The 22,546-nt window shown below is 65.1% G+C and carries 26 protein-coding genes; 15 read left to right on the forward strand and 11 right to left on the reverse strand.

Annotation, left to right across the window (positions count from 1 at the left end; genetic code table 11):
* Positions 1–10 precede the first annotated feature (10 nt).
* Genes tsaD through AC3YMN_RS08605 form a run of 4 tightly spaced genes read left to right on the forward strand, consistent with a single transcriptional unit; the run spans position 11 to position 2,778 of the window.
* Positions 11–1,066, forward strand: a complete 1,056-nt coding sequence (gene tsaD, locus AC3YMN_RS08590; RefSeq protein ID WP_172125721.1) for a tRNA (adenosine(37)-N6)-threonylcarbamoyltransferase complex transferase subunit TsaD — start codon at positions 11–13, stop codon at positions 1,064–1,066.
* A complete protein-coding gene (locus AC3YMN_RS08595; protein ID WP_489889691.1) occupies positions 1,056–2,042 on the forward strand; it encodes an NAD(P)H-dependent glycerol-3-phosphate dehydrogenase in 987 nt (328 codons plus the stop codon). Before tsaD ends, AC3YMN_RS08595 begins: the two co-directional genes overlap by 11 nt.
* 3 nt (positions 2,043–2,045) lie before the next feature.
* The gene (locus AC3YMN_RS08600) at positions 2,046–2,339 is read left to right on the forward strand and encodes a YciI family protein (RefSeq protein WP_127754694.1); all 294 of its coding nucleotides are present in this window, start codon (positions 2,046–2,048) and stop codon (positions 2,337–2,339) included.
* A gap of 4 nt (positions 2,340–2,343) precedes the next feature.
* The gene (locus AC3YMN_RS08605) at positions 2,344–2,778 is read left to right on the forward strand and encodes an EVE domain-containing protein (protein WP_489889692.1); all 435 of its coding nucleotides are present in this window, start codon (positions 2,344–2,346) and stop codon (positions 2,776–2,778) included.
* Between the two features lie 167 nt (positions 2,779–2,945).
* Here the strand turns inward: AC3YMN_RS08605 and AC3YMN_RS08610 are convergent, their stop codons facing one another.
* The 4 genes from AC3YMN_RS08610 to dapF all read right to left on the reverse strand — a co-directional run bounded on the left by AC3YMN_RS08610 (position 2,946) and on the right by dapF (position 7,144).
* Positions 2,946–3,563, reverse strand: a complete 618-nt coding sequence (locus AC3YMN_RS08610; RefSeq protein WP_489889693.1) for a septation protein A — start codon at positions 3,561–3,563, stop codon at positions 2,946–2,948.
* Positions 3,564–3,668: 105 nt separating this feature from the next.
* Positions 3,669–4,943 carry a signal recognition particle-docking protein FtsY gene (ftsY, locus tag AC3YMN_RS08615; protein WP_489889694.1) on the reverse strand — a complete coding sequence of 425 codons (1,275 nt, stop codon included), beginning with the start codon at positions 4,941–4,943 and terminating at the stop codon, positions 3,669–3,671.
* Between the two features lie 84 nt (positions 4,944–5,027).
* Positions 5,028–6,293, reverse strand: coding sequence for a tRNA (N(6)-L-threonylcarbamoyladenosine(37)-C(2))-methylthiotransferase MtaB (gene mtaB, locus AC3YMN_RS08620; RefSeq protein WP_489889695.1), 1,266 nt, complete (start codon positions 6,291–6,293; stop codon positions 5,028–5,030).
* Entirely contained in the window at positions 6,293–7,144 is an 852-nt protein-coding gene (dapF, locus tag AC3YMN_RS08625; protein ID WP_489889807.1) for a diaminopimelate epimerase, read from the reverse strand. The genes mtaB and dapF overlap by 1 nt, the downstream gene beginning before the upstream one ends.
* Positions 7,145–7,455: 311 nt before the next feature.
* On the opposite strand from dapF, the gene AC3YMN_RS08630 reads away from it, so the two are divergent.
* The 5 genes from AC3YMN_RS08630 to fumC all read left to right on the forward strand — a co-directional run bounded on the left by AC3YMN_RS08630 (position 7,456) and on the right by fumC (position 12,219).
* Positions 7,456–8,658, forward strand: a complete 1,203-nt coding sequence (locus tag AC3YMN_RS08630) for a GNAT family N-acetyltransferase (RefSeq protein ID WP_489889696.1) — start codon at positions 7,456–7,458, stop codon at positions 8,656–8,658.
* Positions 8,655–9,599 carry a cupin-like domain-containing protein gene (locus AC3YMN_RS08635; protein WP_489889697.1) on the forward strand — a complete coding sequence of 315 codons (945 nt, stop codon included), beginning with the start codon at positions 8,655–8,657 and terminating at the stop codon, positions 9,597–9,599. Before AC3YMN_RS08630 ends, AC3YMN_RS08635 begins: the two co-directional genes overlap by 4 nt.
* Positions 9,600–9,692: 93 nt before the next feature.
* Positions 9,693–10,373, forward strand: coding sequence for a transglycosylase domain-containing protein (locus tag AC3YMN_RS08640; protein WP_489889698.1), 681 nt, complete (start codon positions 9,693–9,695; stop codon positions 10,371–10,373).
* 143 nt (positions 10,374–10,516) lie between these two features.
* A complete protein-coding gene (gene rpmF / locus AC3YMN_RS08645) occupies positions 10,517–10,696 on the forward strand; it encodes a 50S ribosomal protein L32 (RefSeq protein ID WP_127754686.1) in 180 nt (59 codons plus the stop codon).
* A 122-nt stretch (positions 10,697–10,818) separates the two neighbouring features.
* Positions 10,819–12,219, forward strand: coding sequence for a class II fumarate hydratase (gene fumC / locus AC3YMN_RS08650; protein ID WP_489889699.1), 1,401 nt, complete (start codon positions 10,819–10,821; stop codon positions 12,217–12,219).
* Between the two features lie 86 nt (positions 12,220–12,305).
* On the opposite strand, the gene AC3YMN_RS08655 is transcribed toward fumC, so the two are convergent.
* Both AC3YMN_RS08655 and gloB read right to left on the reverse strand, forming a co-directional pair.
* The gene (locus AC3YMN_RS08655) at positions 12,306–12,575 is read right to left on the reverse strand and encodes a hypothetical protein (RefSeq protein WP_127754684.1); all 270 of its coding nucleotides are present in this window, start codon (positions 12,573–12,575) and stop codon (positions 12,306–12,308) included.
* 144 nt (positions 12,576–12,719) lie between these two features.
* Entirely contained in the window at positions 12,720–13,487 is a 768-nt protein-coding gene (gene gloB, locus AC3YMN_RS08660) for a hydroxyacylglutathione hydrolase (protein WP_489889700.1), read from the reverse strand.
* A gap of 100 nt (positions 13,488–13,587) precedes the next feature.
* Between gloB and AC3YMN_RS08665 the strand changes: the two genes are divergently transcribed.
* The 3 genes from AC3YMN_RS08665 (at position 13,588) to AC3YMN_RS08675 (ending at position 16,443) form a co-directional block, all read left to right on the forward strand.
* Positions 13,588–14,319 (forward strand): class I SAM-dependent methyltransferase, encoded by a 732-nt coding sequence (locus AC3YMN_RS08665; RefSeq protein WP_489889701.1) that lies wholly within the window; start codon positions 13,588–13,590, stop codon positions 14,317–14,319.
* Between the two features lie 88 nt (positions 14,320–14,407).
* On the forward strand, positions 14,408–15,499 hold the full coding sequence (gene hisC / locus AC3YMN_RS08670) for a histidinol-phosphate transaminase (RefSeq protein WP_489889702.1): 1,092 nt from the start codon (positions 14,408–14,410) through the stop codon (positions 15,497–15,499).
* Positions 15,496–16,443, forward strand: coding sequence for a prephenate/arogenate dehydrogenase family protein (locus AC3YMN_RS08675; protein WP_489889703.1), 948 nt, complete (start codon positions 15,496–15,498; stop codon positions 16,441–16,443). Before hisC ends, AC3YMN_RS08675 begins: the two co-directional genes overlap by 4 nt.
* On the opposite strand, the gene AC3YMN_RS08680 is transcribed toward AC3YMN_RS08675, so the two are convergent.
* On the reverse strand, positions 16,444–17,415 hold the full coding sequence (locus AC3YMN_RS08680) for a DUF2125 domain-containing protein (protein ID WP_489889704.1): 972 nt from the start codon (positions 17,413–17,415) through the stop codon (positions 16,444–16,446).
* Positions 17,416–17,516: 101 nt separating this feature from the next.
* On the opposite strand from AC3YMN_RS08680, the gene AC3YMN_RS08685 reads away from it, so the two are divergent.
* Positions 17,517–18,068, forward strand: a complete 552-nt coding sequence (locus AC3YMN_RS08685) for a gamma-glutamylcyclotransferase (protein WP_248307141.1) — start codon at positions 17,517–17,519, stop codon at positions 18,066–18,068.
* On the opposite strand, the gene AC3YMN_RS08690 is transcribed toward AC3YMN_RS08685, so the two are convergent.
* The 4 genes from AC3YMN_RS08690 to ftsE all read right to left on the reverse strand — a co-directional run bounded on the left by AC3YMN_RS08690 (position 18,065) and on the right by ftsE (position 20,997).
* Positions 18,065–18,409 carry a hypothetical protein gene (locus AC3YMN_RS08690; protein WP_127754677.1) on the reverse strand — a complete coding sequence of 115 codons (345 nt, stop codon included), beginning with the start codon at positions 18,407–18,409 and terminating at the stop codon, positions 18,065–18,067. The genes AC3YMN_RS08685 and AC3YMN_RS08690 overlap by 4 nt on opposite strands.
* Positions 18,410–18,535: 126 nt before the next feature.
* Positions 18,536–19,342 carry a lysophospholipid acyltransferase family protein gene (locus AC3YMN_RS08695; protein WP_172125562.1) on the reverse strand — a complete coding sequence of 269 codons (807 nt, stop codon included), beginning with the start codon at positions 19,340–19,342 and terminating at the stop codon, positions 18,536–18,538.
* Between the two features lie 64 nt (positions 19,343–19,406).
* The gene (locus AC3YMN_RS08700; RefSeq protein ID WP_127754675.1) at positions 19,407–20,342 is read right to left on the reverse strand and encodes a cell division protein FtsX; all 936 of its coding nucleotides are present in this window, start codon (positions 20,340–20,342) and stop codon (positions 19,407–19,409) included.
* A complete protein-coding gene (gene ftsE / locus AC3YMN_RS08705; RefSeq protein WP_127754674.1) occupies positions 20,335–20,997 on the reverse strand; it encodes a cell division ATP-binding protein FtsE in 663 nt (220 codons plus the stop codon). The genes AC3YMN_RS08700 and ftsE overlap by 8 nt, the downstream gene beginning before the upstream one ends.
* 229 nt (positions 20,998–21,226) lie before the next feature.
* Between ftsE and AC3YMN_RS08710 the strand changes: the two genes are divergently transcribed.
* Together AC3YMN_RS08710 and AC3YMN_RS08715 are read left to right on the forward strand one after the other, a co-directional pair.
* On the forward strand, positions 21,227–22,093 hold the full coding sequence (locus tag AC3YMN_RS08710) for a zinc-ribbon domain-containing protein (protein ID WP_489889705.1): 867 nt from the start codon (positions 21,227–21,229) through the stop codon (positions 22,091–22,093).
* Positions 22,093–22,503, forward strand: a complete 411-nt coding sequence (locus AC3YMN_RS08715) for a response regulator (protein ID WP_127754672.1) — start codon at positions 22,093–22,095, stop codon at positions 22,501–22,503. Before AC3YMN_RS08710 ends, AC3YMN_RS08715 begins: the two co-directional genes overlap by 1 nt.
* Positions 22,504–22,546 lie beyond the last annotated feature (43 nt).

Below are 22,546 nucleotides of genomic sequence, written 5' to 3' on the forward strand. Positions count from 1 at the left end.
GCAAGCGACCATATTGGGCATAGAGACCAGCTGCGACGAAACCGCCGCAGCCGTGGTTGTGCGCGAGCAATCCGGCAAGGGCGTCATTCGTTCCAATGTCGTGCGCTCGCAACTGGATGAACATGCAGCCTTTGGCGGGGTCGTGCCCGAACTGGCGGCGCGGGCGCATGTGACCTATCTCGACCACATCATTGCGCAGGCCTGCCGCGAGGCGGGAATAGCGCTCGATGAGGTGGATGCCATTGCGGCAACGGCCGGGCCGGGCCTGATCGGGGGCGTGCTGGTGGGGCTGACCACCGGCAAGGCGCTGGCCGCCGCGCTGGGCAAGCCGTTTTTGGCGGTCAATCACCTCGAAGCCCATGCGCTGACGGCGCGGCTGACCAATGGGGTGCAGTTTCCTTATCTGATGCTGCTGGTGTCTGGCGGGCACAGCCAGTTCGTGCTGGTGCGGGGCGTCGGCGATTATGAGCGCTGGGGCACGACCATCGACGATGCGCTGGGGGAGGCCTTCGACAAGGTCGCCAAGCTCCTCAGCCTTGGTCATCCCGGCGGCCCGGCGGTGGAGCAAACGGCGCTCGCGGGCGATCCCAAGCGGTTCCGCTTTCCCCGGCCACTGCTGCGCGAAGCGCGGCTCGATTTTTCCTTTTCCGGGCTCAAGACCGCGGTGCGGCTGCAGGCCGAAGCGCTGGCGCCGCTGAGCGACCAGGATGTGGCCGACATTGCCGCGAGCTTTCAGGCTGCGGTGGCCGAGGTGGTCGCAGTGCGGGCGGGACAGGCGCTGGAGCGGTTTGCGGCCGAGTTGCCGAGTGCCCCGCCGGTGCTGGTGGTAGCGGGGGGCGTGGCCGCCAATCGCAGCATCGCCGCGGCACTGGACGCGGTTTGCCGCAAGGCGGGGGCGCAGCTGGTGGTGCCGCCGATTGCGCTGTGCACCGATAACGGGGCGATGGTGGCTTGGGCCGGGGCGGAGCGGTTTGCGCTGGGCGTGCGCGACGGGCTTGATGCGGTAGCGCGTCCGCGCTGGCCGCTGGATCTGCCCGACATGAAGGTGACGCCCGATGCGGCTTGAAACAGCCCTGGTGGTCGGGGGCGGCGCCTGGGGCACGGCCTTGGCGCAGGCCGCCGCCATGGCGGGTCGTGGCGTGACGCTCCTCGTGCGGGACGCGGCGCAGGCCGAGGAAATCAACAGCGCCCACACCAATGGGCGTTACCTGGGCGAGCAGGCGCTGCTGCCCGGATTGCGGGCAGTGATGACCGCCCAGCCGGCAGACTTTGTGATCATGGCTGTGCCGGCGCAGGCGACCCGCGACGCCTTGCGCGGGCTGGATCCCGCGCTGCTCGCGGGCAAGCCGGTGGTGCTGAGTGCAAAAGGGCTGGAAGCGGGGAGCCTGCAGCGGCAAAGCGAGGTTTTGCTGGAGGTGGCGCCCGAGGCGGTGCCGTTCGTGCTGTCGGGCCCCAGCTTTGCTGCCGATGTGGCGGCGGGGCGCCCGACCGCGGTGACGCTGGCGGGGGATGATGCGGGGGACAGCTCGGCGCTGTCCGCAGCGCTGGCCGGCCCGCATTTTCGCCCCTATGCGGCCGATGACCGGATCGGGGTCGAGGTGGCGGGCGCGCTCAAGAATATTTATGCGCTGGCTTGTGGCGCTGTCGAGGGCGCGGGGCTGGGGTTGTCGGCGCGTTCGGCGCTGATCGCGCGCGCTTACGCCGAAATGTCGCGGCTGGTGGTGGGCATGGGCGGTTCGACCCGCACGCTGACCGGCTTGGCGGGATTGGGCGATCTGTGCCTGACCTGCACCTCGCCGCAATCACGCAATTACCTCTTCGGCATCGCCCTGGGGCAGGGGCGCACGGTCGCCGAAATCATGGGCGCGGGCGCCAAGCTGGCCGAAGGGGTGGCAACCACGCCCGTCGCGGCAGCGCTGGCGCGCCGGCTGGGCGTCGATGCACCGCTGGTGGATGCAGTCGACCAGGTGCTCAATCGACACGCCGGAATTGAAGATGTGGTGGCGGGCCTGATGTCCCGGCCGCTCAAACGAGAGGACTGAACTATGCTTTACGCCATGATCGCCAAGGACAAGCCCGGCACGATGGAGCAGCGGCTCGCGACGCGCCCGGTGCATCTGGAGCATCTGGAAAGCCTTGGGCAAACGCTGCGGCTCGCCGGCGCCCTGCTCGACGAGGCCGGGCAGCCCGAGGGCTCGCTAATGGTGGTGGAAGCCGAGAGCCTAGAGGCCGCGACGGCGATGTTCATGGCCGACCCCTTCATCAAGGCGGGGATTTTCGGTAGCTACGAGATCAAGCCCTGGCGCGTGGCGTTTGACCATATGTCGCCCAAGGCTTGACCCGGTGGCCTATTGGCTGATGAAATCGGAGCCCAACGTGTTCTCGTTTGAGAACATGATGGCCAAGACGGCGCGCGGCGAGCCCGAAGCCTGGCATGGCGTGCGCAATTATGCGGCGCGCAACAATATGCGGGCGATGCAGATCGGGGACGAGGCGTTTTTCTACCACTCCAATATCGGCAAGGAGATCGTGGGGATCATCCGGGTGATCGCGCTCGCCCATCCCGACGACACCGCCGAGCTCAATGCCAAGGGCGAAGTGGTGTGGGAGTGCGTGGACGTGGAAGCGGTCAAGCCGCTGCCGCGGCCGGTCAGCCTTGCCACCATCAAGAGCACGCCCGAGCTGGCCGAGATCGAGCTGATCAAGCTGTCGCGCTTGTCGGTGTCCAAGGTGCGGCCCGAGGAATGGGCGCTGATCTGCCGGATGGGTGGGTTGTAGGTTTCGATCACCGCGCGCGGAGGCATTCGGCTTGAGGTGGTGCGGGTTCGCACAGCTGGCGGCCTGGGCGGGATCTCGGGATGGGCCCCGGCGCGAGGCCGGGGTGACAATCGAGGTTGGGGAGGGCGCTGGCGCTACGCCAAGCACCGGCGCCCAGTGACCAAAAGTCAGGTTTCGACGACCACCGGGGGGACGTGCGTGGGCTCGCTCGGGGGGGCGTATTTGTTGAGGAGGCTGAGCTGGCTGAGGGAGAACAGCACAGTCAGTGGCATCACGCCCCAGACCTTGAAGGTGACCCAGAAGTCGGTGGAGAAATTGCGCCAGAGCACTTCGTTGATGACGGCAAGGACGAGGAAGAACAAGCCCCAGTTGAGGGTCAGCTTGCTCCAGCCTTCGGGGCGCAGCTTGTAGACGTCGCCAAAGACGTATTTGAGCAGGGACTGGCCAAAGAGCAGGCCGCCCAGCAGCACCGCGGCGAACAGGCCATTGGTGATGGTGGGCTTCATCTTGATGAAGGTCTCGTCCTGCAACCAGAGCGTCAGGCCGCCAAACACCAAGACGACCACGCCCGTGACCAGTGGCATGACCGCGATCTTGCGCAGGATCAGCCAGGAGGCAAGGAGCGAAACGACCATGGCTCCCATGAACCAGGCGGTGGCGGCAAAGATATCGGCGCGGCTGTTGACGATAAAGAAAACGACCAGCGGCCCCAGTTCGAGACCGAGCTTGATCATCTGAGGCCGAAGTTCGTCCCAGGCGATCTCGGGTTCGGCTTGGTTGGGCATTGTTGCATAACTCTTGTTACTTGCGCAGCAGTCTGGGGTGAGTTGCCCGAAACGGCAAGGGATCACTAGGACCTAAGCATGGTGATAATTAGGCTGAGGGCCGGATTATTCCCGGCCCGCGATGGCGCGCGCGAAATCGGCGGCGGCAAAAGGCTCGAGATCATCGACCCCTTCGCCCACGCCGATAAAGTGGACGGGCAGGCCGAAACGCTTGGCGATGGCGACGAGAATGCCGCCGCGGGCAGTGCCATCGAGCTTGGTCATGACGATGCCGGTGATGCCGGCACGGGTGCCAAAGATCTCGGCCTGTTTGAGGGCATTCTGGCCGGTGGTGGCATCGAGCGTCAGGAGCGTGGCGTGCGGGGCGGTGGGGTCGACCTTCTTGATCACGCGGATGATCTTTTCGAGCTCGTTCATCAGCTCGTCGCGGTTCTGCAGGCGCCCGGCGGTATCGATGATGAGGATGTCGCGCCCTTCAGCCTTGGCTTGCGTGACCGCATCAAAGGCCAGACCCGAGGCGTCCGAGCCTGCGGGGCGCGACACGACGGGCGAGCCGGTGCGCTGGCCCCAGACCTGGAGCTGCTCGATGGCGGCGGCGCGGAAGGTGTCGCCCGCGGCCAGGAGCACGGAGCGGCCTTCGCTCGTCCACTTTTGTGCGAGTTTGCCGATGGTGGTGGTCTTGCCCGAGCCGTTGACGCCCACCATCAGCACCACAAAGGGCTTGTGAGTGGGATCGATGTGGAGGGGCACGGCGACGGGGGCGAGGACCTTTTCCACTTCGGCGGCGAGCACGGCGCGCACATCATCGCCGCTGACCTCGCGGTTGAAGCGGTCGCGGCGCAGCGTATCGGTGATGGCGGTGGCGGTGTCGATGCCCAGATCGGCCTGGATCAGCACGTCTTCGAGTTCATCGAGCGTGGCGGCATCGAGCTTGCGCTTGGTAAACACCCCGGTGATGGAGGTGGTGAGCTGGTCCGAGGAGCGCTTGAGGCCGGTGGACAGGCGCTGGAACCAGCCCAAGCGCACGGGCTCGGCGGTGGCGGGCGCGGGTATGACGGGAACGGCTTCGGGCACGCCCTCGGCCAGATGGGCAGCGGTGGCGGCTTCGGCTTCCTCTTCGAGCTCCTCCACATAGGCGGGTGTAGTTTCGGGCGGGCCGGGAAGGAGCTCGTCGGGCGCGGTCTCGTCGGTTTCCGGCTCGGGCGTGGGCGGCACCGGTTCGGGTGCTGGGGCCTCGAGTTCGGGCTCGGGCGTGGGCTGAGCGTCCTCGGGCAGGGTTTCGGGCGGCGCGGGGATCGGCTCGGCGGGGGCGGGCTTGGGTTCCTCGCCGATGATTTCGCCCCACAGGCGCTTGAAGAAGCCGGGTTTTTCTTGTGCCATTGTTGTTGCTCCTCAAGCTTTTTCTTGTGCGGCAGCATGCTGCGACAGGCGCAGGATGCGGGGGCAGGCGAGTGCGTCTGGCGCTCAGGCAGCGGCCTGCAGCGCCTCGCCAACCAGACCTTCGGGCGTGGTGCCCGTGATGCGAACGGCGAGCAGGTCGCCCGGTTGCGTGCCAGGGACGGCGATGGGCATGAACTGCTCGGTGCGTCCGAGGCCCTCGCGCTCGACCAGCACATGCTCGATCTGGCCGACCCGCGCTGCGGCCAACTCGGCCCATTGCCGGTCGCCGGCGGCGCGCAGGAGGGCCGCGCGTTCGCGCGCCACGGCTTTGCTCACCTGGGGCATGCGCGCGGCGGGGGTGCCGGGGCGCGGGGAATAGGGAAAGACGTGGAGATAAGTCAGCCCCGCGTCGGCCACGATGGCCAGCGTATTGGCGAACATGGCGTCGTCTTCGGTGGGGAAGCCCGCGATGATATCGGCGCCAAACACCATGTCGGGCCGCAGGCTGCGCAGCTTGTCGACGATGGCGAGCGCATCGGCGCGGCTGTGGCGGCGCTTCATGCGCTTGAGGATCATGTCATCGCCCGACTGCAGCGACAGATGCAGATGGGGCATCAGGCGGCGATCGCCCGCGACCACGTCATATAGTGCCTCGTCAGCCTCGATGGAATCGATGGAGGAGATGCGCAGGCGCGGCAGGTCGGGCACATGGCGCAAAATCGCCTGGGCCAGCTTGCCCAGCGTCGGGGTGCCGGGCAGGTCGCCGCCATAGGAGGTGATGTCGACCCCGGTCAGCACCACTTCCTTGTAGCCATTGGCGACGAGTTTTTTGCACTGATCGACGACGAGGCCCATGGGAACTGAACGGGAAGGGCCGCGGCCAAAGGGGATGATGCAGAAGGTGCAGCGGTGGTCGCACCCGTTCTGGACCTGCACGAAGGCGCGAGCGCGCCCATCCATGCCCTCGATCAGATGGCCCGCGGTTTCCCGCACGCTCATGATGTCGTTGACCTGGACCTTGTCGTTGAGCGGGGTGCCAAAGACCATGGGCGCGTAGCTTTTGGCCTCGAGCTTGTCGGCATTGCCGATCACGAGATCGACCTCGGGCATGTCGCCGAACGAGCGCGCTTCGGTCTGGGCGGCGCAGCCGGTGACGATGATGCGCGCCTCGGGATTGTCGCGCCGCGCCTTGCGCACGGCCTGCTTGGCCTGGCGGACGGCTTCGGCGGTGACGGCGCAAGTGTTGACGATAACGGCGTTGTCGAGCCCGGCCTTTTGCGCTTCGGTCTTCATCACCTCGGCTTCAAAGGCGTTGAGGCGGCAGCCAAATGTGAGGGTTTGAACTGCCATCAGGCGGCGGCCTCGCTGCGCGTCCAGGCGCCGGTGGCGGGATCGAGGGTGCCGGCCCATTCGGTTTCGGCAGGGCCGGTCAGCACCACATGATCGTCCCCGCGCCATTCGATGACGAGATCGCCGCCGGGCAGGGTGACGGTCGCCTTGCGGGCGGTGCGGCGGGTGCGGGCGCCATTGACCACGGCAGCGCAGGCGGCGGTACCGCAGGCTTCGGTCAACCCAGCGCCGCGTTCCCAGGTGCGCAGCACGATGCGATCGGGCGCGAGGACCTGGGCAATGGAGATGTTGCAGCGCTCAGGGAAAATGGGGTGGTTTTCGAGCATGGGGCCGAAGCGGTCGAGCGCAAAGCCCCAGACATCGGTGTGCACCCAGAAGGTCGCATGCGGATTGCCCATGGACGCGACCGAAGGGGAATGGAGCACGGGCGCATCGATCGGGCCGATCTGCAGCTCGATCTTGCGGGTATCGGCAAATTCCTCGGCCAAGGGGATTTCGTACCAGGCGAGCTTGGGTGTGCCCATATCGACGGTGATCGAGCCATCGGGATGTTCGTCGCCGGTGAGCAGGCCCGCGACGGTTTCGAACACGAAACTCGTGGTGCCGGTCTGGGCGGAGAGCGCCTGGACGACGCAGCGCATGCCGTTGCCGCAGGCCTGGGCGCGCGAGCCATCGGAATTGATGATGTCGACCAGCGCCGCGGTGCCGGGGATGCGGGGATCATGGAGGGCCATGATCTGATCAAAGCGAGTGCCGGGCGTGGCGTTGATGGCAATGGCCGCTTCGGGCGTGATGCGGCCGGCGCGGCCGCGCAAATCGGCCACGATGATCTGGTTGCCCAGCGCATTCATTTTCCAAAACGGCACGCCGTCCACGTTCGGCCTCGCTGCCCAGTGTTGTTGCAGGGCCCTATATGGCGGATCGGGCGGCAAATTGCCAGTGCGGCGCCATGTCCGGACCAGGGCGGGCAATGGAGGTGGCCTGAGGGCCGATTATTACAATTAAGATTGGATTTAAAAGGGTTTACCGCAAGATCGGCTTAACCAAGCAAGCAGCCAAAGCGCGTCACGCTCACCCTTTTGCGATAAAAGGCGGGCGTCGGAACTAAGCCGTTTGGCGGATGGTGAGCAGGCGCGATGGTTAACTGCCAGGGAGAGCTGGAGTGAGCGGGCGAGCAATGGCGCCCGAACTGCTCACGCGCGCCGGTGCCCGGCGGCACAGCCATGCCCAGCATGTGCTGCGCCTGCCGGTGGCGCAGGTGCCGCGCGCGCCCTGGGAGGCGCTTGGCGGCCGCAGCCTTGAGCCCAATGGATTTTTCGATCCTGGTTTTGCCCAGGCGGCATCGCGCCATGCCTGGAACGGGCGGGGCAATGATGCGCTGGTGGCGTTTGATGGCGTCGGTCAGGGGCGGATGCTGGCTTTCCTGCCGGTGGTGAGCGCCTGGGCGGCGTTGCGCCTGCCGGTGCCGGCGCTGGTGGCCCGGCAACCCTATACAGTTTTGTCGAGCCCGCTGCTTGATCCTGAGCGGGCGGTGGAAGCCGCCGGGGCGCTGATCGATGGTGCGGCAGGGGCGGGCGCCCATCTGCTGGTGTTGCCTTTCGCCCGGCTGCAAGGACCGACGGGGGACGCGATCGCCGAGGCCTTGGCGCGGCGGGGCATTGCGCCGGCTGAGGTCGACAATGCCCATGAGCGCGCCGCCTATGCAGCGACGGGCGACGTCGAGAGCTATCTGCGCGGCGGCATGGGGGCCAAGCGGCTCAAGGAAATGCGCCGGTTGCGCCACCGGCTGGACGATGAAGGCGCGGTAGCGTTCACCGTTGCCGACCGGCCCGACACCATTGCCCCGGCGGTGCAGCGCTTTCTTGCGCTTGAAGCCAGCGGCTGGAAGGGCAAGCAGGGCACCGGCCTCGCGCAAGCGCAGGGCGATGCGCGCTTTGTCGAACTGGCGGCGCTGGATATGGGTGCGCGCGGTGGCTTTGAAGTGGCGGAACTGCAGCTCGATGGACGCACGATCGCGGCAGGGCTGGTGCTCAAGGGCGCGGGCCAAGCGCTGTTTTTCAAGATTGCTTATGACGAAACCATGGGGCGGGTGTCGCCGGGCGTGCAGCTGACGCTCGAGATGACGCGGCGCTTTGCCGAGAACTCCGAGATCAGTTTTGTCGACTCCACCGCCGCCGCTGGCCATCCGATGATCGACCATATCTGGCGCGAACGCCTCGCCGTGGGGGACCTGCTGATCCCGACCCGCGCGGGCGATCCCGTGGCCGCTGCCATTGTCCGGCTCATCAAAGCGCGGCGTCGCGCGCGCGAGCAGGCCAAATCGCTTCTGTTGTCTCTTCGAAACCGCAAGGAAAAACGCTTATGACCAGCCTTTTGACTGCGCCTAACTCTGCCTTCCAATCGCTGTTTCCGCTGAAACCCTTTCGCATTACCCATGGCCTTGTGGGCGATCCGCGGCTGACGCTGCCGGCGATCCTCGAACTCGTCAAAGCGCTGCCGCGCGACCGGATCGAGTATAATTCGGGCAAGGCGGCGGTGAGCCAGGATCCGTCCACCACCCCGCTGGTGGAGCTCGACCCCGAGGAAGTGATCAGCCAGATCGAAACCGCAGGCGCCTGGATGGTGCTCAAGCGCATCGAGCATCACCCCACCTATAAGGCGCTGCTCGAAGACGCGCTGATGTCGGTGGCATCAGCGCAGGGGCACAAGAGCCTTGCCGATGCCGGCTTTTCGGACATTCAGGGCTTCTTGTTCGTGTCCTCGCCCAATTCGACGACGCCCTTCCATCTCGACAGCGAAGACAATTTCTTTGTGCAGATCCATGGCGACAAGGAATTTGCCGTCTACGACAACGAGGATCGCTCCATTGCGAGCGAGGACCAGATCGAGCATTGCATCACCAAGCACCGCAACCTCAAATTCGAGGAGCGGTTCGTGGGCAAGGAAATGCTCAATGCGCTCAAGCCCGGCGAAGGCGTGTTCGTGCCCTATCTCTGGCCGCACTGGGTGCGCACCAAGGACAGCTATTCCATTTCGGTGGCGATCACCTGGAAGACCGCCGAGGTGAAGCGCCGCAACGATCTTTACATATTCAATTCCATGCTGCGCGGTCGCGGCCTGCCGCAACAGGCGCCCGGCAAGCAGCCGGCGCTCGATGCCGCCAAGCTCGCGGTGTTCGGCACGGTCAATGCGGTGGTGTCGCCCTTCCGCAAGAGCGAGGCTATTCGCAAGCTGGTGCGCTCGGTGGTGCTCGGCAAGGACGCCAATTACTACTACCGCGCCGGCAAGGCGCAGAAGGCCAAATAGCCGCGCCCAGGCCGCAAAGGCTTTGCCCACGGCCCTGTCTTGGGTAAGGCAGGGTTTATGGCAAGTGCGCGCAAAGCAAAAGGCTGGCGGCGAGTGCTGCGCTTGGGAGGCGCGGCGCTCGCCGTGCTCGTGGCCATTCCGCTGCTGCTGACGCCGGCCTATCGGTTCATCGATCCCGTATCGGTGCCGATGCTGGAGCGTTATCTCACCGGGCGGCCGGTGGTGCGGCAATGGCGGCCGATCGACGACATCTCGGACCGGCTCAAGGCCGCGGTGATCCTGTCGGAAGACGGGCAGTTCTGCCGGCACTTGGGCGTGGATGTGAGCGCGCTGCGGGCCGAAGTCGACAATTTCCTTGACGGCAAGCCGGCGCGGGGCGCGTCCACCCTGTCCATGCAGGTGGCGCGGAACCTGTTTTTATGGAACGACCCCGACCCAGTGCGCAAAGTGCTGGAAATTCCGCTGGCGCTGTATCTCGACCTGGTGCTGCCCAAAAAGCGGATCATGGAAATTTATCTCAATATTGCCGAATGGGGGCCCGAAGGGCAGTTCGGGGTGGCGGCGGGGGCGGAGCGCGCCTTTGGCCGGGCACCGCAGAACCTGGATTGGCGCACGGCGACACTGCTCGCCGCGGCACTGCCCAACCCCATGCTGCGCCAGCCCGGCAAGCCCTCCCGGGGCATGGTGCGCATTGCCGGGATCGTGCAGCAGCGGGCGCAACAATTTGGCGAGCGGGCGGCCTGTGTGGGGGAGGGCGGGCAGCTGGCGTTGTGAGCGCGGAATGCGCCAGCGGGCTTGCGAAAAAGGCTAGGCAAGCCCGCGGACTTGCTTTATAGAGCCCGTCAATCCCGCAGAGAGCAACACGTCTCTGGGCCGCTTCTGGCGGCGCAACGATATCGAATATTGGAGTTTTTGCCATGGCAGTGCCAAAACGAAAGACCTCGCCGATGAAGCGTGGCTTCCGCCGTTCGGCCGATGCGCTGGCCGCACCCGCCTATGTCGAAGACAAGGACTCGGGTGAGCTGCGCCGTCCGCACCACGTTGATCTCAAGACCGGCATGTATCGCGGCCGGCAGATCCTCGACGTCAAGAAGTAACGGCGAGCGGCGCCTTGCGCTGGCTTGTCTGAGAGTTTTTGCGGCCGATTCCTCCGGGGATCGGCCGTTTTTCGTTTGCAGTGGCCGCGAAGGCGGCACCAAGGACCACCGGAGTTTTCCCAATGAGCATGCGCGTTGAATCGGATTCCATGGGCACCATCAATGTGCCCGGCGACAAGTATTACGGCGCGCAGACGGCACGCAGTCTGGCCAATTTCGATATTGGCGCGGAAAAAATGCCCAAGGAGATCGTGGTCGCCTTCGGTATCCTCAAAAAGGCGGCGGCGCTGGCCAACCACAAGCTCGGGCTCCTCGACGAGGCAACGCGCGACCTGATCGTCGCGGCCGCTGACGAGGTGATCGCGGGCAAGCTCGACGAGCACTTCCCGCTGGTGGTGTGGCAGACCGGCTCGGGCACGCAGAGCAACATGAATGTCAACGAGGTGATCTCCAATCGCGGCATCGAGCTGGCGGGTGGGACCATGGGCTCCAAAAAGCCGGTGCACCCCAATGACCACGTCAATATGAGCCAGTCGAGCAACGACACCTATCCGACGGCGATGCATATCGCGGCGGTCGAGGCGCTCGAGAACTATCTGTTTCCGCGAGTGGAAGTGCTGCGCAATACGCTGGCCTCCAAGTCCGAAGAGTTCATGGATGTGGTCAAGATCGGCCGCACCCATCTGCAGGATGCCACCCCGCTGACCCTGGGGCAGGAGATGAGCGGCTGGGTCGCCCAGATCGACCTCGCGCTCAAGGCCATTCGCGCGACGCTCCCCCAGCTTTATGAGCTGGCGCTGGGCGGCACGGCCGTGGGCACCGGGCTCAATGCCCATCCCGAATATGCCGAAACGGTCGCGGGCGAGATCGCGTCGCTGACGGGGCAGCCCTTTGTCACCGCCCCCAACAAATATGCCGTGATGGCCGGGCACGACGCCTTTGTGGGCACATCGGGCGCGCTCAAGCAGCTGGCGGCGGCACTGATGAAGGTGGCCAATGACGTGCGCTGGCTGGCTTCCGGCCCCCGGTCGGGCCTTGGGGAGCTGACCATTCCCGAAAACGAGCCGGGCTCCTCGATCATGCCGGGCAAAGTCAATCCGACGCAGTCGGAAGCCATGACCATGGTAGCGGTGCAGGTGATGGGCAATGACGCGGCGATCGGCTTTGCCGCCTCGCAGGGCAATTTCGAGCTCAATGTGTTCAAGCCCGTGATCGCCTACAATTTCCTGCAATCGGTGCGGCTGCTGGCCGATGCGGCGCGCTCGTTCAACGACAATTGCGCCATCGGCATCGAGCCTGATCGCAAGCGCATCAACGAGCATCTCAACAATTCGCTGATGCTGGTGACCGCGCTCAACCGCAAGATCGGCTATGACAATGCCGCCAAGATCGCCAAGAACGCGCACAAGACCGGCACGACCCTCAAGGAGTCGGCGGTGTTGCTGGGGCTGTTGACCCCCGAAGAGTTCGACGCGGAAGTGAAGCCCGAAAGCATGGTCGGGCCCATCCAGCTCAAGAAGTAAGGAACCGGAAGACCAGCATCGCCAGAGACTGCTGCGCAGTCTCGGCGGGGCTCGGCGGGCGCCAGAACCCTGCGGATTCGGCGGTTTTACACCACAAGGGTCTTGCGGTAGCCCTGGGGCAAGCGGCGCACGGCCATGCGGGCGCTGTCGGCATAGGCGTGGAGCGCCCCTTCCACCGAGCCGCGCCGACGCGAGCGCTGGGGCGGCAGATGGTGCCGTTCGGCAAGGAGCTGGCTGACAAAGGCGGCAGTGGTGGCGGTGCGCTCGAGCGAGGGCCGGGGCGCGGGCGGGCCGATCAGGACCGGCATGCCCGGGGCAATCTCGAAAGTGCTGTCGCTGTCCTCGCCCAGTGCCATTGCGCGCCTCCCGCTTGGGGTCGTCCTCTGCTCAAGAAGGACAACGACCCTGCGGCAATAAAGTCGCAGAGCCCGGAGCATAGGTAAACAAATTCTTAACAGGCGAGGGAAGGTTTTCCTCGGCTTGGTTAAGTCCAGGGCCGTTTAGAAGTTGTCCTTGCCCTTGCGGATGGCCGCAAAGACTTCGCCGGGGCTGGCGCCTTCGAGCCCATAAAAGCGCGCGAGCACCGGCTCGTCGGCGCGCAGGAACGGATTGGCCAGCCGCTCGTCGCCCAGGCGCGAGGGGATGGTGGGCAGGCCCGCTTCGCGCAGGCGCGTCACTTCGGCAGCGCGGGCCTTGAGGGCTTCGTTGTCGGGGTCAATCGAGAGGGCGAAGCGGGCATTGCTCGCGGTATATTCATGGCCGCAATAAACGAGGGTGTCGGCGGGCAGGTCGCGCAGCGCCTTGACCCCTTCCCACATCGGCCCGGGCGTGCCTTCGAACATGCGCCCGACGCCCAGCGAAAACAGCGCATCGCCGCTGAACAGGTGACCGTTCTTGGCATCGTGAAAGACGATATGCCCGAGCGTATGGCCGGGCGCGGCGTAAACGTCGAACCGGGTTTCGCCAAGCGTTACCGTGTCGCCGGCTTCGACCAGCTCGTCGAGCCCTTCGATCTTGCCCGCTTCGGCGCGCGGACCGACGACCCGGGGGTGAAACTCCGCCTTGAGCTCGGGAATGGCTTCCACATGGTCGATATGGTGGTGGGTGATGAAGATATCGGACAAGGTCCAGCCGCGGCGAGCCAGCGCCATCTTGATCGGGCCGGCCTCGGGCGCATCGATGGCGGCAGTGCGGCCGGTCGCCGTGTCATGGGCCAGATAGCCGTAATTGTCGTCGCGTGCCGGAAATACCTCGACAATCAAACCCATGGTGCCGCTCCTTGTTGCTGGTGCCCTTAGCTAGGAAGCCGCGCTGGTGAAGGCAACCTCCGATTAGACAAGTCCACCGGGGTTTGGCACAGTTGGGCCCATGACCAGCGATGTTGTGCGCCTGATCGAATATTACAAATCCCCGCTTGGCCGCATTTCGCGGACGCTGGTGCGCGAACATGTCGTTGCGCTGGCGGGGCAGGTGGAGCGCAAGCGGGTGCTGGGGCTGGGGTTCGCTACCCCTTATCTGCGCTTTGCGCTGGAGCGGGCCGAGCGCGTGCTGGCCTTCATGCCGGCGCGGCAGGGGGCTTCGGCCTGGCCGCGCGAAGGGCCGAGCTGCACAGTGCTGTGCGATCCGCTGGAAATGCCGCTGACCGATGCGGCGATCGATCTGACCATTGCCGTGCATGCGCTCGAGCATATTGCCGATGCCGAAGAGCTGATGCGCGAGCTCTGGCGCATCACCGCCCCCAATGGCGAATTGATCCTGGTCGTGCCACGGCGGCGCGGGATTTGGGCGCAGCGCGACACCACCCCGTTTGGCACGGGCAATCCCTATTCCGGCAGCCAGCTCGAAAAGCTGCTGCGCGACCACAGCTTCGTGCCTGAAGCGTGGCGCGACGGGCTGTTCTTGCCGCCCATTCAATCCTCGCTGGTGCTCAAATCCACCCGGTTCTTTGAGGGGGCAGGACGGCTTTTGGGACCGGCGATGTCGGGGGTGATCTGCGTGCGGGCGCGCAAGGAGGCGTTTCCCGCCGTGCCGCGGCGCAAGCGCGAGGAACGCTTTGTCAAGGTGCCGGTGCTCAATCCCGCCACGGCCCGTTCGCAATAGCGGGCAGGTTCGGCCTGGGGTGCAATGCCCCCTTTGCCTTTGGGGCCCGAGGGCATATGGTCCGGCCCAATTCAGCCAAGACGAAATCATGCCCGATCCCATCCGTCCCACGCCGCAAGCCGGCATTCTCGAGATTGCGCCTTATCTGCCGGGAAAATCCGGCGCGCCGGGCAGCAAGGCCATCAAGCTTTCCGCCAATGAATCGCCGCTGGGCGCGAGCCCCAAGGCGGTGGCAGCGCTGCGCGAGGCGGTGAGCCATCCCGAGATCTATCCCGAAGGCTCGTCGCGCCTGTTGCGCGAAGCGCTGGGGGACGTGCATGGCATCGACCCCGCGCGCATTGTGTGCGGCAATGGCTCGGACGATCTGCTGCATCTGCTGGCGCAAATCTATCTGGGTGAGGGCGACGAGGCGGTGATGAACCGCTATGGCTTTTCGGTTTATCCCATCATCACCCGGGCCGCGGGGGCGCGGATCGTCCTTGTTGACGAGCCCGAGTACCGCGCCGATGTGGACGCGATCCTCGCGGCCGTTACGCCGCGCACCAAGATCGTCTGGCTGGCCAATCCCAACAATCCCACCGGCACCTATCTCAATTCAGCCGAGGTGGCGCGGCTGCATGCCGGCCTGCGCCCCGACATCCTGCTCGTGATCGACAGCGCCTATGCGGAATATGTGACGGCGGCGGATTATTCGGTCGGGATGGATCTCGTGGCGGCACACGAAAATGTCGTGATGGTGCGCACATTCTCCAAGATGGGACTGGCGGCCGTGCGGGTCGGCTGGATGGTGGGGCCCGAGCATGTGATTGACGCGATCAACCGCATTCGCGGGCCGTTCAATGTGAACCTGCCGGGGCAGGCGGCGGCGGCGGCAGCCACGCGCGATGTGGAGTTCACCCAGCGCCTGCGCGAGCACAATGCCCAGTGGCGCGAGTGGCTCAGCGCCCAGCTGACCGGCAATGCCATGCGGGTGGTGCCGAGCCAGGCCAATTTCATCCTCGTCCTCTTTGAAACGCCGGCCGAAGCGGCCAGCGGTTTCGAGCGGCTGGCGGCGGCCGGCTATATCGTACGCGAGGTCGGCGCCTCCTATGGCATCGAGAATGGCCTGCGCATTTCCATTGGTTCGGAGCAGGCGATGCGCGACGTGGCCGAAGTGCTAAAATCGGGAGCGGCGCAATGAGCGTGAAGTTCAAGAAACTCGCCCTGATCGGCATTGGCCTCATCGGCTCGTCCATTGCGCTGGCAGCGCGGCGGCAGGGGCTGGTCGATCACATCGCCATTTCCACCCGCAAGCCTGAGACCCTGGCAGAAGCCGAAGCGCTCGGTCTGGGCGACAGCTATACGCTCGATCCCGCCGAAGCGGTGCGCGACGCCGATCTCGTAATCCTTTGCACGCCGGTCGGCGCCTACAAAAGCGTGATGGAGGCGATTGCGCCGGCGCTGGCGCCCGGCGCTATTCTTTCCGATGTCGGCTCGGTCAAGGAACATGTGGTCAAGGTGCTTCAGCCCCTCGTGCCCGAAGGGGTGCAGCTGATCCCGGGGCACCCGATTGCCGGCACCGAGCATTCCGGCCCCTCGGCGGGGTTCCCCGAGCTCTTTGCCGGGCGCTGGTGCGTATTGACGCCGGGGCCCGAAGTGGGCCCGGCCGCCGTGGAAAAACTCTCGGCATTCTGGCGCGCCATGGGCAGCCAGGTCGAGTGCATGGATGCGGCGCATCATGACATGGTGCTGGCGATCACCAGCCACGTGCCGCATCTCATCGCCTACAATATCGTGGGGACAGTCGCGGACCTCGAAGCCGATACCCAATCGGAAGTGATCAAGTTCTCGGCCTCCGGTTTCCGCGACTTCACCCGCATTGCCGCTTCCGATCCGGTGATGTGGCGCGACGTGTTCTTGACCAATCGCGATGGCGTGCTGGAAATGCTGGGGCGCTTTCTCGAGGATCTGGCCGTGTTGCAGCGGGCGGTGCGCACCGGGGACGGGCCGGCGCTCGAAGCCATGTTCACGCGCACCCGCGCCATCCGGCGCTCGATCATTTCGGCAGGGCAGGAAACGGCTGCGCCCGATTTCGGGCGGCCCCATGAGGCGCCGCCAGCGGCAGAGGGCGACGAGAAGGCCTGATCAGAAGAGGGGCGGCACGGCCCCGATCGGTATCAGGCCCGAGAACACGCCGCCGGCACGGAAACTGAGAATATTGGTGTGGCTGCCATCGGCCGCCGGGGTGCCGAGGACGAGGGTGCGGATGGGCTCCTGCAGATAGGGGCCGACCCGTTCGGCGACACCAGTGGAATTGATGCTGATCTGGCCTTCGAGCTGGCCCTGCGGATCGAGCTGGATTTCGCCTTCCGCCGTCAGGGTCGAGGCGCCGTCCGTGGCGCGGGCCGACACGATGCGCAAGGTTGCGTCCACCGCCTGCATGGTGCGCAAGAGCAGCGGATCGTTCCAGATCCGGACATCATCGGGCAGGCCCGTCAGCTCCAGCCGGATTTCGCTGTTGGTGTCGGTAAGGGTGAGGGCGGGGTAGACGAGGTTCTGCGTGCGGGCATAACCGGCGAGCGAGGCCAGATGGCGATCGGGATCGTGCTGCTCGGGAATGTCGAGCAGGTGCAGTTCGCTGAGCGTAGCGGTGGCGACCGGCGCTTCACCCATGAGGGGATTGGTCCAAACCAGGTCATGGGCCGAGACCGAGAGGCGCGAAATGCGCCAGTCATCGAGCCGCAGGCTCGCTTCGAGGTCTGACCAATCCAACGCATTGCGCGAGCCGGTAAAGGCATCGCTGACGCTGAGGGGGCCAAGCGCGGAGGCGAGGACATGGGTGGGGCGATAAACGAGGACACTGGCGCGAATGCCGGCGATATCGGCGCTCACATCCTCGATCGTGATGCGGGCGGGGCTGCAATCCACATCGAAGCGGAAAGGGTAGCCGGTGACGTTGAGGTTTTCGCAAACGACGCGCGGGCTCGTGACCCCATCGGCCTGGGCGAGGGCGGCGACCTGGGTGCGCACCTGGCCGGCAATAATGTACCAGGCGACGCTCCAGATCAGGAGAACGGCGACCACAACCACCAGAAGAATTTTGATTCGCTTGCTCATAGGAGCCTTTCTAGCTCCGGTCCGGTAAAGGCCCAAGCGAAGTTCTCGGTTTTGCGCGAGGGGCGTTGACTGCGCCGCAAGGCGGGTGCAATCGGATGGGCATGGACAATGCTTCCCCGACCCAATGGGTTTTTGGCTATGGCTCGCTGATCTGGAACCCGGGTTTCCCGTTTGTGTCTAGCCAGGGCGGGCTGTTGGGGGGCGCGCATCGGGCGCTGTCGATTTACTCTTTTCACCATCGCGGCACGCCCGAACAGCCGGGACTGGTGTTCGGGCTGGCGCGGGGTGGTTCGTGCCGGGGCATGGTGTTTGAGGTTGCGCAGGCGGACTGGGCCGGTGTGCGCGCCTATCTGCATGAGCGCGAACAGGTCACCAGCGTTTATCGCGACGTGTTCCGGCCGGTGCGGCTCGAGGATGGCCGCGTGGTGCAGGCGCTGGCATTTGTGGTGGATGAGCGGCATGCGCAATATGCCGGCAGGCTGCCACTGGAGCGGCAGCTCGAAATGGTACGGCGCAGTTCAGGAATATCCGGGCGCAATATCGATTACGTGCTCAATACTGCCCGGCATCTGGCGGAACTGGGGATCAAGGACCGGCAGGTGATGGCGCTGGCCGAATTGCTGGCGCGCGAGGACGCGCCGGAGCAGAGTTAAGCGGCCGAGCGGGTCTGGAGCGGAGCGGCGCCTTCGAGGTCCCAAACCGTGCTGAGCCGTTCATTTGCGGCGCCCGAGCTGCGCACGCGGAAGGCGCGATCGGCACAATCGAGCGCGAGGCGGAACCGCGTACGGCTCATCGGGTCATTGACGAGGTCTTCGCTGGAGCCAACCCAAAGGGCGTGACCGCCCTTGGCGACCAAAAACAGGTCGTCGTCGGCCACCGAAAAATGCTCGAGATTTTCGCTCAGCAGGTCGTAAACCCGGCCCGAGCGGCCTTGCCAGTAAGTGGCGCGGCCAAAGCCTGCACCCAGAACAGTGATTTCGGCGGACGGGGCCATGTGGACGATGTCCTTAGCTGCGACAAGAACAAAATTAGAACAAAACTTTAGTCAAGTCAATGCTCTCGCAACATCGGTTCTAGATATAGTCCTGTCACGCTGAAAGGCCCCATATCTGGGGTTCCTTCAGGATTTTTCCGGTTTGCGCGCATTGACGCGGCGGCGCAGTTCTGGATCGATCGGACGGGACAGTCCTTGATCGACCGCCGTGAGAATCAGTTCATCTGAATCGGTCTCGATGGCTATTTTGAGTCGCTCCATGAATTCAGCGGGCGGTAGTCCCGCTTCAATGGGCGGCAGAAAACGGGCCTGGGCAGTGCCGGGCCAGATCAGGAAGCTGTTGCGCGGCCAGAACAGGCCTGAATTGAGCGCCACGGGTACCACCGGAACCTTGAGCTCGTTGTAGAGCCGTACGACGCCCTGGCGATATTGCGCGGGATCGAGGGGAGCGCGGCGCGTGCCTTCGGGGAAGATGACGATGCGGCAGCCGCGGCCGACAGCGGCGTGGGCCTGCGCCATCATCAGAGGAATAGCTTCGGCGCCGCGCTTGCGATCGACTTCAATGCAATCGAGCGAGCGGGCAGCCCAACCGAAGAAGGGGATGCGCATCAGCTCCTTCTTGACGATATAAGCGGGCCGGCCGGTATAGGGGAAAATGGCAAACACATCCCAGTCGCTCTGGTGCTTGGCGGCGATGATGCAGCCGCCGGCCGGAATGTGTTCGGCGCCCGTGACCTCGGTTTTGACCCCGACGATCCAGCGCAGCATGGCGAGATTGGAGCGGCACCAGTATTTGGCGAGCGCCCAGCCAGCGGGGGTGCGCTTGAGCCCGTTGAACAGCGCGATGGTGCCGATGCTGATGGCGACGAGGACGGTTTGCCCGATAAACAGCAGGTAGAACAGCGCCGAACGAAGTGCCTGGATGATAACCATGCGAAAGGGGCCTCCATTGCCCCTAGTCCATCCCGGCCGCTGCGCTAGGCAGCGGCGGCGGGGATCAGGAGGTTTGGCTCAGATAGCGCCGCACTGTGTGGCGCGAAGTGACCGCGGTCAGCGCGGCAATAACGGGCACGACGAGCATGATGAAGATGATGCCGTCCCAGCCCAGGGCAAAGCGCCCGAACAAAACGCCGAACTGCGCGCTGGCCTGGTTGGACATCATATTGCCCGCCGCGGTGCCGATCAGCAGGAAAAACAGCACTGCGGCGACGGCACCCAAAAGGCCGCCCTGCAGGCCGATGGACAAAAAACGCCCCTGGAATTCGCCGGCGATGAAACGGTTGGAGGCGCCAATATAATGGAGCACATCGACGATTTCGCGATTGGTTGCCATAGCGCCGCGGGTGGCAAAGATGATGGCGAGCACGGTGGCAACGCCGATCAGCGTCAGGATCATCAGGCCGGAAAAAACGATCGTGCCGGCCATGGTGTTGAGCTGCTGGCGCCAAGCGGCATGGGTATCAAGGCTCGCGCCCTTGATCGCCTGCAAGTCGCGGGCGAGCTTTTCGACATCGGCATCGACGGGGTCGGCCAGCTGCACGACAACGAGGCGCGGCACTTCGATGGCGGTCAGGTCAAGGCCGGCGCCGAGCCAGGGCTCGAGCAGCTTCTGGCTTTCCTCAAGCGTGAGGGCGCGGGCGCTGGATACGCCTGGCGTGGCCTGGGCGAGGGATACGGCGGTGCGCAGATTGCTTTCCATCACCTCGCCCTCGACCGGGCGGATCTGGATGGTGACTTCGCGGCCCACATCGGATGACCAGGCGATGGCCGATTTTTGCACGAGCACCACGCCGCCCAGGGTGACGGCGGACAAAAAGCTCATGATGGTGATGAGGAGCAGCAGCGTGCGGCCGGCGACGCTGCGTTCGGGCACAATGGGGGCGGCACCGACACGAACGCGGCGGGGCAGGAAGGCCAGGACGCGCTCAATCATGGATCACCAACTCACCCTTGGAGAGCAGCATGCGGGGATAAGGGAACTGGTCGAGCAGGGGCAGTTCGTGGGTCGCCAGGATAATGGTGGTACCAAGGGTGCGGTTGAGCTCGGCAAACAGGTGCACCAGCCGGCTCGAGAGCTCGGGATCGACATTGCCGGTGGGCTCGTCGGCGAGGAGGACCTTGGGGCGGGCGATCACGGCGCGGGCAATGGCGGCCCGCTGCTTTTCACCACCCGAGAGGAGCGAGGGGGGCGCGTCCATGCGCTCGCCCAGCCCCACCCATTCGAGCAGTTCGGTGACATTGGGCCGGTATTCGCTTTCGGCCTGACCCAGGACGCGCAGGGGGAGCGCGACATTTTCATAGGTGGTGAGGTGGTCGAGCAGCCGGAACTCCTGAAAGACGATGCCGATATGGCGGCGCATCTGCAGCAGGCGATCCTGCGTCAAGTCTGACACGTCCTGATCGAACATGGTAACGCGGCCACGCGAGGGCTTGAGCGACAACAGCAGCAGGCGCAGCAACGAGGTCTTGCCCGCGCCCGAAGGGCCGGTCAGGAAATGGAACGAGCCCGGCTCGATGGAAAAGGTGAGGTCCTTGAGGATTTCCGGACCATTGCCGTAGCGCAGTCCAACATCGGAAAACTCGATCAAGTCGGCAGGCTCCCACCGTTCAAAAATGCTGTGGCTTTGGCGCGCGCGCCGAATCAGCTGTTAGCGCACCATAACAGGGCTAACCCCATGATGGCGCAGACGAGGAGGGTTTTGCCGGCAGGAAAGCGGCGCAAATGTGAAGGGAGGCGGGCCTGTGGAAGGTTTGAGGGTTCTTAACCCCCGTCTTCTAGGTTGGGGGCGGGCGTCCTGCCCGTAGAATCACGGCCGCATGATCATCACCTGTCCCCATTGCCAGACCAAATACCAGGTGACCTACGAGGCCATTGGCTCGACCGGCCGCAAGGTGCAGTGCGCCCAGTGCCAGCAGGCCTGGCGGCAGGTGCCGCTCCAGGCGCCGTCCCCCGAGCCCGAACCGGTGGCGATCGACCCCCTGACCGAAGACGGGCTCGACGAGGCCATAGAAGCCGAAGAGCGCGAGGCGAGCCCCATGCCCGCTGGCGCCAAGCGGCGGAAGTGGCCGGGGTCGGAGCCGGTGGGCGCGGTGGATCCCGCCGTGATCCGGCAAAGGCAGCGCGATTTCACCCAGCGGCAAAGTGCGGTCAACGCGCAATTGCCCCTGGCCCGGCTGCGTCGGGCGGTGCGGGTGCTGGGCGTGCTGACGCTGGCAGGGCTGGCGGTGTTTGCCGTTTGGGGGCGCGTCGAAATCGTCAAGCGCTATCCGTCGCTCGCCGGGGTTTATAGCGCCGCCGGGCTGCCGGTGAATGTGGTTGGTCTCGAATTTGGTGAGGTCAAAACCCTGCGCACCCTGCAAGGGGGCAAGGAAGTGTTGCTGGTTTCAGCCCAGATTGCCGGCACCAGCGATCGCGCGGTCCCGGTGCCGCCTTTGGTGGTTACCCTGCTGAATGGGGCGGGCGCGGGCATTTATGAGTGGAGCGTGGCGGCAAATGCGCCCATGCTCAAGGCCGGCGAGCAAACGCTGGTGGAAACCTTGTTAACCGTGCCGCCGGCAGAAGCGGAGCGCGTCCGGCTGAGCTTTGCCAGCGGCCGGGCCGATGGCGACGATGCGCGCCCGGTGGCGGCGGCCGCCGAGCCGGCAGCAGCCGCCGAGCCGGCACATGAAGTGGAGCAGCATTGATGGCCCGAATCCTGGTTGCTGAAGACGATCCTTCGGTGCGCGCTTTTGTGGTTAGTGCCCTCGAGATCAAGGGGCATGACGTGGTCGCGGCCGAAGATGGGGGTTTGGCGATCGAGACGATGGAAGAAGAAGGGGGGCGGTTCGACCTCCTTTTGTCCGACATCAAGATGCCGATCATGGACGGGATCGCGCTGGCGCTGCAGGTGGCGGCGCAATATCCGCAGGTCATCATCGTCTTGATGACCGGCTTTGCCGATCAACGCGAACGGGCCCATGGGCTCGACGCGCTGATCTATGACGTGATTACCAAGCCGTTTTCGCTGGCCGATCTGTTGGCCAAGGTCGATGACGCGCTGGCGGGCAAGCCGGTGGAAGTGGTCAGCATCGCCCGCCGCGGGATCGTGGGCTAGCGACAAGGCAGGCGGGCCCTTTCGCGCGCTGCATTCGTGGTTT

The organism is Devosia sp. Z11_6, assembly GCF_058133665.1.

Coding starts and splice junctions, on each gene's coding strand:
- AC3YMN_RS08595 (WP_489889691.1), top strand. CDS start 1,056: ATGCGGCTTGAAACAGCCCTGGTGGTCGGGGGCGGCGCCTGGGGCACG.
- AC3YMN_RS08600 (WP_127754694.1), top strand. CDS start 2,046: ATGCTTTACGCCATGATCGCCAAGGACAAGCCCGGCACGATGGAGCAG.
- AC3YMN_RS08610 (WP_489889693.1), bottom strand. CDS start 3,563: ATGCCCAACCAAGCCGAACCCGAGATCGCCTGGGACGAACTTCGGCCT.
- ftsY (WP_489889694.1), bottom strand. CDS start 4,943: ATGGCACAAGAAAAACCCGGCTTCTTCAAGCGCCTGTGGGGCGAAATC.
- mtaB (WP_489889695.1), bottom strand. CDS start 6,293: ATGGCAGTTCAAACCCTCACATTTGGCTGCCGCCTCAACGCCTTTGAA.
- dapF (WP_489889807.1), bottom strand. CDS start 7,144: ATGAATGCGCTGGGCAACCAGATCATCGTGGCCGATTTGCGCGGCCGC.
- AC3YMN_RS08635 (WP_489889697.1), top strand. CDS start 8,655: ATGACCAGCCTTTTGACTGCGCCTAACTCTGCCTTCCAATCGCTGTTT.
- rpmF (WP_127754686.1), top strand. CDS start 10,517: ATGGCAGTGCCAAAACGAAAGACCTCGCCGATGAAGCGTGGCTTCCGC.
- fumC (WP_489889699.1), top strand. CDS start 10,819: ATGAGCATGCGCGTTGAATCGGATTCCATGGGCACCATCAATGTGCCC.
- AC3YMN_RS08655 (WP_127754684.1), bottom strand. CDS start 12,575: ATGGCACTGGGCGAGGACAGCGACAGCACTTTCGAGATTGCCCCGGGC.
- gloB (WP_489889700.1), bottom strand. CDS start 13,487: ATGGGTTTGATTGTCGAGGTATTTCCGGCACGCGACGACAATTACGGC.
- AC3YMN_RS08665 (WP_489889701.1), top strand. CDS start 13,588: ATGACCAGCGATGTTGTGCGCCTGATCGAATATTACAAATCCCCGCTT.
- hisC (WP_489889702.1), top strand. CDS start 14,408: ATGCCCGATCCCATCCGTCCCACGCCGCAAGCCGGCATTCTCGAGATT.
- AC3YMN_RS08675 (WP_489889703.1), top strand. CDS start 15,496: ATGAGCGTGAAGTTCAAGAAACTCGCCCTGATCGGCATTGGCCTCATC.
- AC3YMN_RS08680 (WP_489889704.1), bottom strand. CDS start 17,415: ATGAGCAAGCGAATCAAAATTCTTCTGGTGGTTGTGGTCGCCGTTCTC.
- AC3YMN_RS08685 (WP_248307141.1), top strand. CDS start 17,517: ATGGACAATGCTTCCCCGACCCAATGGGTTTTTGGCTATGGCTCGCTG.
- AC3YMN_RS08690 (WP_127754677.1), bottom strand. CDS start 18,409: ATGGCCCCGTCCGCCGAAATCACTGTTCTGGGTGCAGGCTTTGGCCGC.
- AC3YMN_RS08695 (WP_172125562.1), bottom strand. CDS start 19,342: ATGGTTATCATCCAGGCACTTCGTTCGGCGCTGTTCTACCTGCTGTTT.
- AC3YMN_RS08700 (WP_127754675.1), bottom strand. CDS start 20,342: ATGATTGAGCGCGTCCTGGCCTTCCTGCCCCGCCGCGTTCGTGTCGGT.
- AC3YMN_RS08710 (WP_489889705.1), top strand. CDS start 21,227: ATGATCATCACCTGTCCCCATTGCCAGACCAAATACCAGGTGACCTAC.
- AC3YMN_RS08715 (WP_127754672.1), top strand. CDS start 22,093: ATGGCCCGAATCCTGGTTGCTGAAGACGATCCTTCGGTGCGCGCTTTT.